Source organism: Haloferula sp. BvORR071 (genome assembly GCF_000739615.1).
Taxonomy (GTDB): Bacteria; Verrucomicrobiota; Verrucomicrobiia; order Verrucomicrobiales; family Akkermansiaceae; genus Haloferula.
Map to the genome: position 1 here is coordinate 118370 of NZ_BATP01000023.1, position 12996 is coordinate 131365.

The window sequence follows — 12996 nt, forward strand, 5'->3', positions numbered from 1 at the left end:
GAAGATCCGGCCGGGTGCAAGATAGGTCCTATAAGACCCATGGGGCCTATTCGAAACCGCTATCGCGGGTAGACGCCGGGTGCGGCATGCGCAATCCTCCCCGCAGATGCCTGCCGCGCGCGTCCTGATCGACGGCCCTTCCGAGCTTGTCTTTGACTACGCCATTCCGGAAGGCCTGCCGGTCGTGGCGGGCTGTCGTGTGCGCATTCCCCTGCGCAACAAGACCTCGCAGGGGACGGTGCTGGACATCGTGGAACCGCCTGCGGACTTGGGCTTCGCGCTGCGCCCGTTGCATTCCCTGAGCGACCCGGAGCCGTTGATCACGCCGAATTTACTCAAGGCGGGGCGTTGGATTGCGGACTACTACGGATGCAGTATCGAGAGCGTGATCCGGGCTCTTCTTCCGGAGGCGGTGCGCACCGAGGAAAACTCGGCGAAGGTCCGCAAGACCGTGGTGCTGCACAAGGACCCCGATCCGGAAGTGCTGGCGAAGATCACCAAGCGGGCCCCAAAACAGGCGGCGATCCTGGCGCTGCTGAACCATGCAGCAGACAAGAAGATTCCCCTCGCGGATCTGGGTGAAGGCGCCTCAGCCTCGGTGAAGTCGCTGGTGAAGCAGGAGCTGGTGCTGCTGGTGGAGGAGGAAGTGCGGCGCGATCCCGAGGCGGATGGCATCGAGGAAATCCTGCCCGACTCCCCTCTCCCGCTAAATGACGAGCAAGAGGTCGCCTTGGAGGTGATCCTCGAATCGATCCAAGCCGAGACCAAGCCGCCGATCCTGCTGTATGGCGTAACGGGCTCGGGCAAGACCGAAGTCTATTTGCAAGCCGCCCGACGGACGCTTGATCTCGGCAAGACAGTGCTAGTGCTGGTGCCTGAGATTTCCCTGACGCCGCAGACCGTGCGCCGCTTCCGCTCGCGCTTCGCGGACATCCAGGACCAGGTGGCAGTGCTGCATTCGAACCTCTCGCAGGGTGAGCGCTTCGACGAATGGCACCGCATCCGCAAGGGGAAGGCGCGGATCGTGATCGGCGCGCGCTCGGCGGTCTTCGCACCGCTGCCGGACCTCGGACTGATCCTGGTGGATGAGGAGCACGAAAACTCCTACAAGCAGGACCAGATCCCGCGCTACCATGGACGCGACGTCGCGGTTCTGCGGGCTTCACTGGAGGGCTGCACGATCGTGCTCGGATCCGCGACGCCATCGCTGGAGTCCTTCCAGAACACCATCGAAGGCAAGTATAAGCTGGTGCGCTTGATGAAGCGCGCCGACGGACAGTCGCTGCCGCTGATCCGGATCCTCGACATGCGCCTGGAGTCGAAGAAGCACAAGGGCGGCATGGCGATCCTTTCCGATCGCCTGCGGACCGCGCTGGAGCAGCGGATCGCGAAGAACGAGCAATCGATCCTGTTCCTAAACCGCCGCGGCTTCGCGCGCTCGCTGCAATGCCCCTCATGCGGGCATGCCTGCATGTGCCCGCATTGCTCGGTGGCGTTGACCTACCATCGCGAAGACGAGCGCCTGATGTGCCACATCTGCGGGCACCAGGCGGTAGTGCCGCGCAAGTGCCCGGAGTGCCGCGATCCGGCGATCGCGCTACAGGGCTTCGGCACGCAGAAGGTGGAAGAGGTGCTGGCGAAGGTGCTGCCCAAGGCGAAGATCGCGCGGATCGATGCCGATGCGATGCGCAAGAAGAATGCTCTGCGCGATCTGCTGAATGCCTTCCAGGCCCGCAAGATCGATGTGCTGGTCGGCACGCAAATGATCGCAAAGGGACTGCACTTCCCGAACGTGACCTTGGTTGGAATCCTCAACGCGGACATCGGTCTGCACGTGCCGGACTTCCGCGCCGGCGAGCGAACTTTCCAATTGATGACCCAGGTGGCGGGGCGCGCGGGCCGCGGCGATCTGGAGGGCGAGGTGATCGTGCAGACCTTTACCCCGCATTCACCGTCGATCCAGTTCGCACGGCATCACGACTTCGACGGCTTCGCCGAGCAGGAATTGGAGTTCCGCCGACAATTCGAGTTCCCGCCCTTCGCCCACTGTGCGGTGCTGACCAGCCGCTCGACGCACGAGCGCCGGGCGGAGTTTACGCTACAGACCTTACACCGACGCCTGAGCGAGGACCTCCCGCCGGGAATCTCCTTGGGTGAGCCCCTGCCCAGCCCCTTGGTCAGATCGCACGGACAGTTCCGCTTTCAGCTCATGCTGCGCTGCGCCAAGGCCCGGGTGCTGACCCGGCACGTTCAGCAGGTCCTGCAGAAGACCACGCTGCCGGAGGATGTGACCGTGGTGTTTGACATGGATGCGTGGAGTTTCACATGAGCGGCACTCCACGTCAGGACGTCTTTGTCCGCTCGCTTTATCGCCCGAAGTCGTCGTAGTACTCCGCGCTATACTTCTCGTAGCGTTTGATCAGCTCCGCGTTCTTCTTCTCCGTATCGGAGAGCTTGGTGCTGATGTCTACGGACACCGGCATGTACCAATCCAGCGCATCGAAATGCTGCCGCATATCCGCCAGCTTGAAGCTGTAGCCACGGCGCGCGTAGATCTCGTTGCGCATGATCCGCAGCTCCTCGGGGCGCAGGTTCTCGACGTCAGCTTCCTTCAGGACGCGCGCCGAGGCCTGCGGATACTGCCCGGCCTTCGGATTGTAAGCGAACTTGCGCGCCGGAAGGTCGAACTTCCGGGTGCCGATCTTCTTGTCGTTTGCCACCCACTCGCCGGACAGGGCCTTCGGTTTGGTCGCAAAGCTGAAGTGGAAGACACCATCGGCCGGATGATCGCCAGGCTCCTTGGCCACGACGGTGATCTTGCCATCCTCCGCCTTCCAAGACCCGCTGAAGGCGCGCTCATTCCCCGCAACGATGCTATAGCCGAGCACTGTGGTGCCCACGACCTTCTCAATGCTGACGGTAATCTTCCGCTCACCGAAGGCCCCGACGTAGGTGCCGGCCATCTCGGCCGCGGCGGCGTCCGGCACGCTCACATCCTCCGTGGTGTCCTCGCCCTTGTCTTTGGGCGCTTTCTTTTCCTGGGCGTGAAGCGGCGCGGCGAGGCAGGCGATACCGAGGGCTGACAAAAGGAGGAAAGGCTTCATGATCGAAGAGGGTCCGGTTCCGGTTGCGCCCAGCATCCGCCGAAGCGACGCTCGATTCAAGTCCATGCTCAACTCCGCCCATGCGAAAAAGCGCAGCCCGGTCAAGACCGCGGGCGGGGTCCTGCTGCTCCTGGCTCTGGCATTCTTCAGCGTGCTGATGGCGCGGATCACCGCGGAATACTGGCCGGTCCGGAATGACGCCGCCTTCCTCCAGATCAAGCAGCAGTATCTGGGCATCAAGCACTGGGAATTCGCCTTCTGGACCCACGTCTTCACCAGCATGATCCCCCTGCTGGCCGGCTTCACCCAATTCATGCCCGCGGTCCTGAGCCGCTGGCCCAAGCTGCACCGCGCAGTCGGCAAGACCTACGTGATCGCCGTGCTCTTCGTCACCGGCCCTGCCAGCCTGGTCATGGCCTTCTATGCAAATGGCGGAATCACCTCGCGGATCGCCTTCACCCTGCTGGCGCTCCTCTGGCTCTCCACCACCGCCATGGCCTGGCGGACCGCCCTCCAGCGGCAATGGACCAAGCACCGCGACTGGATGATCCGCAGCTATGCCCTGACCCTCTCCGCCATCACCCTGCGGGCGTGGAAATACCTCATCGTCCTCGCCTTCGAGCCGCGGCCGATGGACGTCTACCGCATCGTGGCATGGCTGGGCTTCATCCCGAATCTGCTGCTGGCCGAGTGGCTAGTGAGAAGCTACCGGAAGAAGAAGGCTCGCGTCGTGGAAGCCGTGAGGGAAGAACCGTCACAACAGCCGACTTGAGGCCCGTATCCTGCTGCCCGCATCCGCCATGTCCTGGACCATCACCCTCGCCGGCCGCAGCCACCACTTCCGCGACTTACGGACTTTGATGGCCAAGGCGACGCCGCACCGCTCTGGGGATACACTGGCGGGCCTCGCGGCTGAATCGGCCGAGGAGCGGGTAGCAGCTCAGTATCTCCTGGCAGATCTGCCGCTGAGACACTTCTTGGAGGAGTTGCTGGTCCCCTACGAAGACGACGAAGTCACACGGCTGATCCTGGACCGCCATGACGCCGCAGCCTTCGCGCCCGTCTCCGGACTGTCGGTGGGCGAGTTCCGGGACTGGCTGCTGGCCTACGAGACCGATGCCACAAAGCTCCGCGCCCTCGCTCCCGGCCTGACGCCGGAAATGGTCGCCGCGGTGAGCAAGATCATGGCAAATCAGGATCTGATCCTGGTGGCGTCCAAGTGCGAGGTGATCAGCCGCTTCCGGAACACCCTCGGCCAGCGCGGGCGGCTTTCCGTTAGACTGCAGCCCAATCACCCTACCGATGATCTGCGCGGGATCGCCGCCTCCATGCTGGACGGCCTCCTGATGGGCTGCGGCGATGCGGTGATCGGGATCAACCCCGCGACCGACCAAGTCACCACCACCTGTTCCTTGCTCCATTTGATGGACGAGCTGATCTCGCGCTACGAGATCCCCACCCAGTCCTGCGTGCTGGCACACGTGACAACCCAGCTCCGGGCCATCGAGCAAGGCGCAGCGGTGGATCTGGTGTTCCAGTCGATCGCCGGCTCGCAGGCGGCGAACAAGAGCTTCGGCATCGATCTGGCGCTGCTGCGTGAGGCGAATGAAGCGGCGCTCTCGCTCAAGCGCGGAACGGTCGGTACGAATGTGATGTATTTCGAGACCGGCCAAGGCAGCGCGCTCTCGGCAAATGCCCATCACGGCATCGACCAGCAGACGATGGAGGCGCGGGCCTACGCGGTCGCCCGGGAATTCTCGCCGCTGCTGGTGAACACCGTCGTCGGCTTCATCGGCCCGGAGTATCTCTTCGATGGCAAGCAGATCATCCGCGCGGGCTTGGAAGACCATTTCTGCGGGAAACTCTTGGGCCTGCCGATGGGCTGCGACGTGTGCTACACCAACCACGCCGAAGCCGACCAAGACGACATGGACAACCTGCTCACCCTGTTAGGGGTAGCTGGCTGCAACTACATCATGGGCGTGCCGGGTGCGGACGACATCATGCTCGGCTATCAGTCCACCTCCTTCCACGACGCGCATTACCTGCGGCAGGTGCTCGGCAAGCGTCCCGCGCCGGAGTTCGAGGCGTGGCTGGAGAAGGTGGGAGTCGCGGATCGCGCGGGGCACCTGCGCGACAATCCGCTGGCCCTCGCGGACGCACCGCTGGCCTTGGGACTTCACACCACCCAACCATGAGCGAGGAACTACAAGCATCGCTGCGACAGTGGACGGATGCGCGGGTCGCGCTTGGACGGGCGGGTGGCTCGGTGATTCATCGCAGTCTCTTGGACTTCCGCCTCTCCCACGCGCGGGCACGGGACGCTGTGCATCTCCCCTTCGATGCGGCGGCAATGGCGGTGGAATTGGAGGCGCTGGGGCAGCCGGTTCTGTTGGCGAGTTCTCAGGCGACTGATCGTGCCACTTACCTTCAGCGTCCCGATCTCGGCAGGCAGCTCTCGGAGGAATCGAGAGCCACCCTCGGGGGCGTACGAAGCGATCAAGGATACGATCTCGCAATCATTCTCTCCGACGGGCTCTCCGCAGAAGCCGCGCACCGCCAAGGCCCTCCCCTGCTCCGGGCTCTATTGCCACTGCTTGCCGGATGGCGGCTCGCGCCTCTGATCATCGCACCCTTCGCCCGCGTCGCGCTGCAAGATGAAATCGGGGAAGCGCTCGGCGCGAGAGCCGCGCTGATCCTGCTTGGCGAGAGACCCGGGCTGGGTTCCGCGGATAGCTTGGGTGCCTACCTGGTTCACTCCCCCCGGGCGGGGAACACCGATGCCGAGCGAAATTGCGTTTCGAACATCCGGCCCGCTGGACTTCCGGCGGAAGCGGCCGCACCACGGATCGCGTGGTTGCTCGGAGAGGCACGGCGGCTAGGCTTCAGCGGGGTGGATTTGAAGGATCACAGCGCCTCCGCCAGCACCCCCATTCTCGACACGACCAGCCTTGGTGATAGGCTCACATAGTGAGCTTGGGTGGCAAAATCACCGTCGGCCTCGCCTGCATGTGGGCTCTTGGCCACATTCTCCTGTGGGCGATGGCCAGCGGCTGGATCCACCTGTCGGAAGGCGTTCTCGCAACTTTAGCGTGTATCCAAATGGCCTTGGCCTTTCCGCTCGGATTTCTCGGCACCGGACTTGCCTCCATGGATCACGGAATGACCTCCTCCGAAGGGATCCGCTACCTCCTCCTCATGGTGCCGAATCTCTTCCTCCAAGGATACCTCTTGGCGGGAATCTGGCAGTTCTATCGGCGATTCACAGCACCCCTCCGGCGCGATTTCACGTAACCTTCACGCTCCCTGCACGCGGATGGTGTTGATTCCAAATGTGCCACGTGCCCTTCTCTGGATTCTGATTGCCCCGCTGTGGATTGCTTGCATCGGCGGCTTGGCCTATTGGCATTGGATGGTGGCGCCGGGGCTCGATGCCAGCGAAGGCTGCGGGGTCGCCTTCGGCGGGGCGGCGGTGGGTTGCACGGGTCCCCTCGTGGCGGTGGTTTTCACGACTTTGATTTTTGCCGCTGACCGGCTACTCAAGCTCCATTCCCGGCCCGGCTTCGTCCCGCTCTAACGTCATTCCCCTGTCCACCCTTCTCCTCTACCATCCCGCCATGAACGTCCTGCTCGTCGAAGACGAACCCGCCATTGCCGATACTCTGGTCTATGCCCTGAAGACCGAGTGCTTTGAAGTCCACCACGCCCTGACCGGCCAGGAAGCCCTGGATGCCTTCGGCTCCACCCGCTTCGACTTCGCCATCCTCGACATCGGCCTGCCGGACATGACCGGCTTGGACGTGTGCCGCAAGATGCGCGAGACCTCCAGTGTGCCGATCCTCTTCCTCACCGCCCGCTCGGGAGAAGTGGACCGCATCCTCGGTCTCGAGCTCGGCGGCGATGACTACGTGACGAAGCCCTTCAGCCCGCGCGAAATCGTGGCCCGCATCCGCGCGATCCTGCGCCGTGCCACGGTGCCCGCCACTGCCGCCGCCACCAATGGCAATGGCAGCTCTGCTCCGGCACCCGCGGAGGCAGCCGGCCCCCTGCACCACGATCCTTCGGCCATGCGCATCCACTGCCACGGCGCCGAGCTGGACCTCACCGCCCACGAGTACAAGCTGCTGCTCGTCTTCCTGAAGAATCCGCGCCGCGTGCTGACCCGCGACCAATTGCTCGACCACGCCTGGGCCGATCCCGGTGCCGTCACCGACCGTACCATTGATGCCCACATCAAGTCGATCCGCGCCAAGCTCCGCGTCGCGAAGCCAGGCGCGGAGGACCACATCCAGACCCGCCGCGGTCTCGGCTACCTCTTCGTGCCCTGAAGCTTCGAGTGAGAATGCCCGTGAAAAGCCTCAACAGCGCGGAATTCGTCCACTAGCCTCAGGCTGATTGCGGGCAGTTCTCGCCCTTGGAACTTCACGGACATGCGTCTCACCCGGGTTACCCTGCTCATCATCGCGCTGATCATCGGCGTCGGCCTCTACCTCTTGCTGCGCCAGCAGCTCCAGGTGGTGGAGCCGCAGACCTATCAGGCGACGGAGGAGTCGATGGTGGATGCGGCGCAGATCCTCGCCTCCTTCGTCGAGACCGACCTCGAAAAGGGCAGCTTCGACAAGGAGCATTTCCAGAAGGCCTTCGAGCGGGCGATCGGCCGCAGGTTCAAGGCAAAGATCCACGGCCACGAGAAAGAACACGTCGGACTCGGCGCCTACCTCACGAATGCGCAGGGCAAGGTCCTCTTCGACTCGAACGGCCGCCTGGAAGGCCTGAACCTAGCCGATGCCCGCGACGTGGCTCTCACCTTGCGCGGCGAGTACGGCGCGCGCAGTAGCCGGACCGACAAGGACAACCCGCTCTCCTCGGTGCTCCATGTCGGCGCGCTGGTGGGACCGCAGGATGCCCCCTTCGGCGTGCTGACCGTTTACAAGCCGCAGAGCGATGTGCTGCCGATCGTCGATGCCCGCCGCCGCAGTATCTACTGGGGCACCGGCTTGATCGGCGCCGGGATCCTCTTCCTGGTGACCGCGGTCTTCATCTGGCAATACCTGCCGGTTGGCCGCCTGACTGAGTACGCCCGCGAGATTGAGCAAGGCAAACGGCCGCCGCTGCCGAAGCTGGGCGCGGGCAAGGAAGTGAACACCCTCGCTCGCGCGCTCGAATCCATGCGCGAGGCGCTCGAAGGCCGCCGCTATGCCGAGCGCTACGTGCAGACGCTGACTCACGAGATGAAGAGCCCGCTGGCCGCCATCCGCGGGGCCGCAGAACTCCTCGGCGAAGAGATGCCGGTAGCCGACCGCCAGCGCTTCCTTGGCAACATCCGTGCTGAGTCCGGCCGCGCCGAGCGGCTGATGAACCGCTTGCTCGAACTCTCCGCTCTGGAAGGCCGCAGCAGCCTGGATGTGACCGAAGTGGTCGACCTTAATCCGATCGTCACCCGCGCCATCGAACAAGGCCAGCCGCCTGCCGAACTTGCCCGGGTCCGCCTGGACGTGGAGATGCCCGGCGATGCGGTGCCAGTGCGCGGCGAAGCTTTCATCCTGCGCTCGGCGGTGACCAATCTGTTAGAGAATGCCATCGATTTCTCGCCCGCTGGCAGCACCATTGAAGTTGCGTTGCGGCGCGAGAATGGCACCGCCTTCATCGAGATCGCGGATCGCGGCCCCGGCATTCCGGAGTATGCGACCGACCGGGTCTTCGATCGCTTCTATTCGCTGCGCCATCATGCTTCCGGCCGCAAAGGCACCGGCCTCGGCCTCACGCTGGTGAAGGAGACCGCAGAGCTTCACGGCGGTTGGGTGACCTTGGAGCCGCGCGAAGAAGGCGGCACCCTGGCGCGCCTCGCACTACCGGTCTACACCTGAGCTTCATGAAGTTCATGAAGTGAGGACCGCCTTTTCATGGCCGGTTCATCACGGGTTCACTGGGGGCCTCTTTGCTCGCGGCAGTGATTCGCCGCCTGCTGCAACCGACTTCCGAGCTGCTCGATGACCCCTCCCCGGGGAACATCGCGCGCACCGCGGGAATCACTGCCCTGGCCCTCGCCGCATACGGTTTCACCACCGGTTTCTGGCGCTCACCGGTGATGGGCTGCTACGTGGCGCTGAAGATGCCGCTGCTGGTCGCCTGCACGCTCGGCTGCAATGGAATGCTGAACGGTCTCTTGGGTTTGCTGCTCGGCGGCATCGGCTTCCGCCAGTCCCTGCTCGCACTCCTCAGCGCCTTCGCCTCCGCAGCCTTGATCCTCGGTTCACTCGCGCCGGTCACCCTGATGCTCGCGTTGAATGCGCCAGCGCCGGATTCACCCGATGCCGGCACCGCGCACGCCGGCTATTTGCTCTTTCATGTCTTCTTGATCGCGGTCGCCGGGATCGCGGGAACCCTCACGCTCTACAAGATTCTGCTCCAGCGCTGCAGCTCACCGGGCATCGCGATCACCACCATGCTGGCGTGGCTCGGTGGGAATGGATTTCTCGGCGCACAGTTCTCCTGGATCCTGCGGCCCTTCTTCGGCACACCGACCATTGCGGTCTCCTTCTTGCGCGATGACCCCATGCGCGGGAGCTTTTACGAGGCGGTCTGGCGCTCGCTCAATCGCGCCACTGACGGCAACGCCCTGGCCGCAGTCTGCGGATTAATCGCAGCCCTCGTACTCATCGCCATTCCCATCATCCTCACCCTGCGTCCCCGAAACCGGATTCCATTACCGCCATGAACAACGATACACCGCCCACCCCGCCGCCCTATTCCTTCACCCCTTCGACTCCACCACTACCGCCCGGGCAGTCGCCTGCACCTGTATCGGAAGCACTTCCCGCCCAACTCGATCTCCGCTCGATCCTCAGTGCCTTGTTGCGCAATCCCGGCGCTCTCATCCAGCGCTTAGCCGATCCAGGCAATGGCGCGATCTACCGCTTCATCGGCATCGCCATCGTATCCATGGTGGTCTTCGGCCTGGTGCTCGGCAGCTTCGCCATGCACGAGCAGCTCTGGGCGGCACCGCTGAAGATCACACTCGGACTCCTCATCGCCGGGTTGATCTGCTTCCCCAGTCTCTACATCTTCTCCTGTCTTGCAGGATCGCGTGCCGAGGCCGGGCAACTCGCGGCCTCACTCGCCGGCATGATGGCACTCGCCGGGCTACTGCTGTTAGGTTTCGCGCCGGCGGTCTGGATCTTCACCCAAGCCACGAATGCCTTCGGCTTCATGGGACTGCTCTCGCTGCTGCCATGGCTCGCCGCGGCAGGCTTCGGCATCCGCTTCCTAAAGACCGCCGTGAACCTCACCGGTGCCACCTCGAAGGGCCCCTTGGTCGTATGGAGCTGCATCTTCCTGCTGGTCACCCTGCAGATGACCACCTCGCTGCGGCCGATCCTCGGACGCTCGGACAAGCTCCTCACCGACGAGAAGAAGTTCTTCGTCCAACACTGGATCGAGGTGGCGGGCGAATCCCTTCCAACGACGCAAGTGCCCACCACAACCACCGCCCGATGAAAGCACGTCCGCCGAAAAAGCCTGTGTCCCCCTCCCGTTCCAGCAAGAAGCCGCTGCGCAAGAAACCGGTCACAGCGAAGCGCGAGGACCACCTCTTCGAATCACTGCGCCAGGAGCTGGGCCTCTAGGTCCAGCCCCGCCGTGGAGAGCGGGATTGCCTTTACTTGGGCGTCCCATCGCGGCTAGGAGTGGAGTGATTATTCTCCTCCCTCTTCATGGCTGCCGATCTATCTCCCCGCCTTCTTCTGGCCTTTTCCACCATGTTTTCCCCGGCCTTCGCCGCGGACCCCGATAAACTGGAGGATGTGGTGGTGAGGGCACGAGAGGAAAGCCAGGCACCGCAGCGCGAGGGCGACTTCGCCATCCCGCTCGCGGGAGGCCGCGGCTTCCAGGAAGTCATCCCCGGAATGCCCAACCTCCAGCAAGGCACCCCGAGTTCGACTGCCTTCACCGTGCGCGGCCTCGGGCAGGACAACGTGATCTTCTCGATCGGCACGCAATCGAACACGCTGGTGAACTTCACCAATGGCGGGCTGCCTGCCTCCGCCGGCACTCTCACCAGCGTCACGCCGCTGATGTGGGACATCGGCGAGATCAGCATGATCCGCGGCCCGGTGCTCTTCGGCCGCGGCGTGGCGGCGATGGGCGGCGAGTTCCGCCTTGAGCCGCACGTGCCGGAGTTCTTCCACGAAGGCAAGATTACCGGAGAGGTCGGCACCTACGGCTCATGGCGCGCAGGCATCACCGAGAATATCGTTCTGGTCGAGGACAAGCTGGCGCTGCGCCTCAACGCGGTCGGCGAAGGCACCTACAACGACGTGACCAACCTCTACGACGGCAACGAGCGTTTCGCCGAAACCCAGCGCTACAGCTACCGCGGCCAATTGCGCTGGCGACCCGCGGGCAACGACCAATCGGTGGTCGACCTGCGAGTGGATATTGATCGCGGCCGCGGCAACTTCTTCGGCCAAGCCTACGACCTGCCCGGTCATGATCTCTACGACCGAGTGGTGGACGTGAATGACACCGCTTCCCTGCCCGCCGATCTCTGGGGCGTGGTGCTGCGCGCCCGTACCGATCTCGGCGGCGGCTGGTGGTGGGACGGCGAAGCCACTGCCCAGAACCTGGACGGCACGCACTACACCGACTTCGATGCCACTCCGATCCTGGATTGGTTCTACCTCTACACCATCGATGAGCGGCGCTTCACCGCGAACACCCGTTTCGCGAAAGATAGCGAACGCTACCACTGGGTCAGCGGCCTGTATGCGGAAAGCTCCGAGTACGGCGTGACCTTCGAGGGCACAGGCCTCGGCCCGGTGCCGCAGGGCCGGCCCTTCCGCGACAAGTTCAACGAAGACGTCCTGATCGCCGCCGCCTTCTTCCACGGTGACCTCGCACTGGGCGCGGACTTCTGGCTGACCGGCGGTGTCCGCCTCGACTACCAGTCGCGGCAGATGAGCACCGCTGCCCGGCTCGGCGGCGTGACCACCGGTGCCGGCTACATTGAATCCGATTACACCGAGTGGCTCCCCGAACTCGGCGTGGAGTGGCGGCACAGCGACCTGACAGCCGGGGCCAAGATCTCGCGCTCCTACCGGCCGGGCGCGGCCTCGGTCGCCCCCTCGCTGGGCGTCGCCAGCCCCTATGGACCCGAGCGCGGTTGGGAGACCAATCTCTTCGTCGAGCAGAAGTGGGAATGCCTGCGCGCCGGCGGCCGGATCTTCTACGCCAAGCTCGACAACCAGCAGGTGCCCTACGTCCCGCCCGGCGGCATCCCGGTGGTGGACAGCTTCATCACCAATAGTGCCGAGTCTCAGCGCACCGGCGCCGAGGTGGAACTCGTTTGGGAAAACGGCGACTTCTCCGCAGGCCTCACCGCCGGCTATCTCTGCGCGAAATACGACGAGCTGATTCTGAATGGGGTCAACCGCTCCGGCCAATCTTTCCCGCTCGCACCCGAGTGGACCGTCGGCCTCGGCCTGAGCTGGAGCCCGGCTACCGGCTGGTTCGGCGAGATGGCCCTCAACTGGGCGGATACCTGCTACTCCCAGGCCGATTCGCCCAGCGGCACCAAGCTCGAGTCCCGCATGCTGCTCTCCGCCCGCACCGGCTACCGCTGGCAGCAGGTGGAAGCCTACATCTTCGGCAGCAACCTGCTCGATGAGGAATACGCGATGTCGAAGAGCGACTTCAGCGGCGTCGGCCAGCCGATCTCCGCCAAGCTGGGCATGCCTACGGTGCTCGGCACGGGAATGACCGTGAAGTGGTGAGCACTTTCAGCGTAGGCGCGTTCGTGAGAGCGCGGACGCCACGAGAACTGCCGATCACAGGTGCCGTTCCGCGCTGTCACCAGCGCGCCTACACGAAAGCCAAGCCCCCGGTGGAACTCTCC

At 64.2% G+C, this 12996-nt stretch carries 13 protein-coding genes; 12 read left to right on the top strand and 1 reads right to left on the bottom strand.

Features of this window, described 5'->3' with window-relative positions:
• Positions 1–106: 106 nt before the first annotated feature.
• Positions 107–2329, top strand: coding sequence for a primosomal protein N' (priA, locus tag BV071_RS12420; RefSeq protein WP_035607243.1), 2223 nt, complete (start codon positions 107–109; stop codon positions 2327–2329).
• A 37-nt stretch (positions 2330–2366) separates the two neighbouring features.
• Here priA and BV071_RS12425 read toward each other — a convergent pair whose 3' ends face one another.
• The gene (locus BV071_RS12425; protein ID WP_035607245.1) at positions 2367–3104 is read right to left on the bottom strand and encodes a YARHG domain-containing protein; all 738 of its coding nucleotides are present in this window, start codon (positions 3102–3104) and stop codon (positions 2367–2369) included.
• Between the two features lie 64 nt (positions 3105–3168).
• Here BV071_RS12425 and BV071_RS12430 point away from each other — a divergent pair, with 64 nt between their 5' ends.
• From BV071_RS12430 to BV071_RS12475, 11 genes are all read left to right on the top strand, one after another.
• On the top strand, positions 3169–3876 hold the full coding sequence (locus BV071_RS12430) for a DUF2306 domain-containing protein (protein WP_052573306.1): 708 nt from the start codon (positions 3169–3171) through the stop codon (positions 3874–3876).
• Between the two features lie 28 nt (positions 3877–3904).
• Positions 3905–5302 carry an ethanolamine ammonia-lyase subunit EutB gene (locus BV071_RS12435; RefSeq protein WP_035607248.1) on the top strand — a complete coding sequence of 466 codons (1398 nt, stop codon included), beginning with the start codon at positions 3905–3907 and terminating at the stop codon, positions 5300–5302.
• Complete coding sequence (eutC, locus tag BV071_RS12440; RefSeq protein ID WP_035607251.1) at positions 5299–6075, top strand: ethanolamine ammonia-lyase subunit EutC; 777 nt, start codon at positions 5299–5301, stop codon at positions 6073–6075. Before BV071_RS12435 ends, eutC begins: the two co-directional genes overlap by 4 nt.
• Before the next feature lie 5 nt (positions 6076–6080).
• The gene (locus BV071_RS12445; RefSeq protein WP_265594368.1) at positions 6081–6398 is read left to right on the top strand and encodes a hypothetical protein; all 318 of its coding nucleotides are present in this window, start codon (positions 6081–6083) and stop codon (positions 6396–6398) included.
• 40 nt (positions 6399–6438) lie between these two features.
• Positions 6439–6681 carry a hypothetical protein gene (locus BV071_RS12450; protein WP_265594369.1) on the top strand — a complete coding sequence of 81 codons (243 nt, stop codon included), beginning with the start codon at positions 6439–6441 and terminating at the stop codon, positions 6679–6681.
• 40 nt (positions 6682–6721) lie between these two features.
• Complete coding sequence (gene creB, locus BV071_RS12455; RefSeq protein ID WP_035607265.1) at positions 6722–7432, top strand: two-component system response regulator CreB; 711 nt, start codon at positions 6722–6724, stop codon at positions 7430–7432.
• 102 nt (positions 7433–7534) lie between these two features.
• Positions 7535–8971 carry a two-component system sensor histidine kinase CreC gene (gene creC / locus BV071_RS12460; RefSeq protein ID WP_052573256.1) on the top strand — a complete coding sequence of 479 codons (1437 nt, stop codon included), beginning with the start codon at positions 7535–7537 and terminating at the stop codon, positions 8969–8971.
• Between the two features lie 83 nt (positions 8972–9054).
• Positions 9055–9822 (top strand): hypothetical protein, encoded by a 768-nt coding sequence (locus BV071_RS12465; protein ID WP_265594370.1) that lies wholly within the window; start codon positions 9055–9057, stop codon positions 9820–9822.
• Entirely contained in the window at positions 9819–10601 is a 783-nt protein-coding gene (locus BV071_RS12470) for a hypothetical protein (RefSeq protein WP_035607271.1), read from the top strand. The genes BV071_RS12465 and BV071_RS12470 overlap by 4 nt, the downstream gene beginning before the upstream one ends.
• The gene (locus tag BV071_RS35360) at positions 10598–10729 is read left to right on the top strand and encodes a hypothetical protein (RefSeq protein ID WP_265594371.1); all 132 of its coding nucleotides are present in this window, start codon (positions 10598–10600) and stop codon (positions 10727–10729) included. The genes BV071_RS12470 and BV071_RS35360 overlap by 4 nt, the downstream gene beginning before the upstream one ends.
• A gap of 87 nt (positions 10730–10816) precedes the next feature.
• A complete protein-coding gene (locus tag BV071_RS12475; protein WP_035607274.1) occupies positions 10817–12874 on the top strand; it encodes a TonB-dependent receptor in 2058 nt (685 codons plus the stop codon).
• The last annotated feature ends 122 nt before the right edge of the window (positions 12875–12996 follow it).

Bases quoted from the DNA above. Each gene is read 5' to 3' on its own strand.
- priA (WP_035607243.1), top strand. From the start codon at position 107: ATGCCTGCCGCGCGCGTCCTGATCGACGGCCCTTCCGAGCTTGTCTTT.
- BV071_RS12425 (WP_035607245.1), bottom strand. From the start codon at position 3,104: ATGAAGCCTTTCCTCCTTTTGTCAGCCCTCGGTATCGCCTGCCTCGCC.
- BV071_RS12430 (WP_052573306.1), top strand. From the start codon at position 3,169: ATGCTCAACTCCGCCCATGCGAAAAAGCGCAGCCCGGTCAAGACCGCG.
- BV071_RS12435 (WP_035607248.1), top strand. From the start codon at position 3,905: ATGTCCTGGACCATCACCCTCGCCGGCCGCAGCCACCACTTCCGCGAC.
- eutC (WP_035607251.1), top strand. From the start codon at position 5,299: ATGAGCGAGGAACTACAAGCATCGCTGCGACAGTGGACGGATGCGCGG.
- creB (WP_035607265.1), top strand. From the start codon at position 6,722: ATGAACGTCCTGCTCGTCGAAGACGAACCCGCCATTGCCGATACTCTG.
- creC (WP_052573256.1), top strand. From the start codon at position 7,535: ATGCGTCTCACCCGGGTTACCCTGCTCATCATCGCGCTGATCATCGGC.
- BV071_RS12470 (WP_035607271.1), top strand. From the start codon at position 9,819: ATGAACAACGATACACCGCCCACCCCGCCGCCCTATTCCTTCACCCCT.
- BV071_RS35360 (WP_265594371.1), top strand. From the start codon at position 10,598: ATGAAAGCACGTCCGCCGAAAAAGCCTGTGTCCCCCTCCCGTTCCAGC.
- BV071_RS12475 (WP_035607274.1), top strand. From the start codon at position 10,817: ATGGCTGCCGATCTATCTCCCCGCCTTCTTCTGGCCTTTTCCACCATG.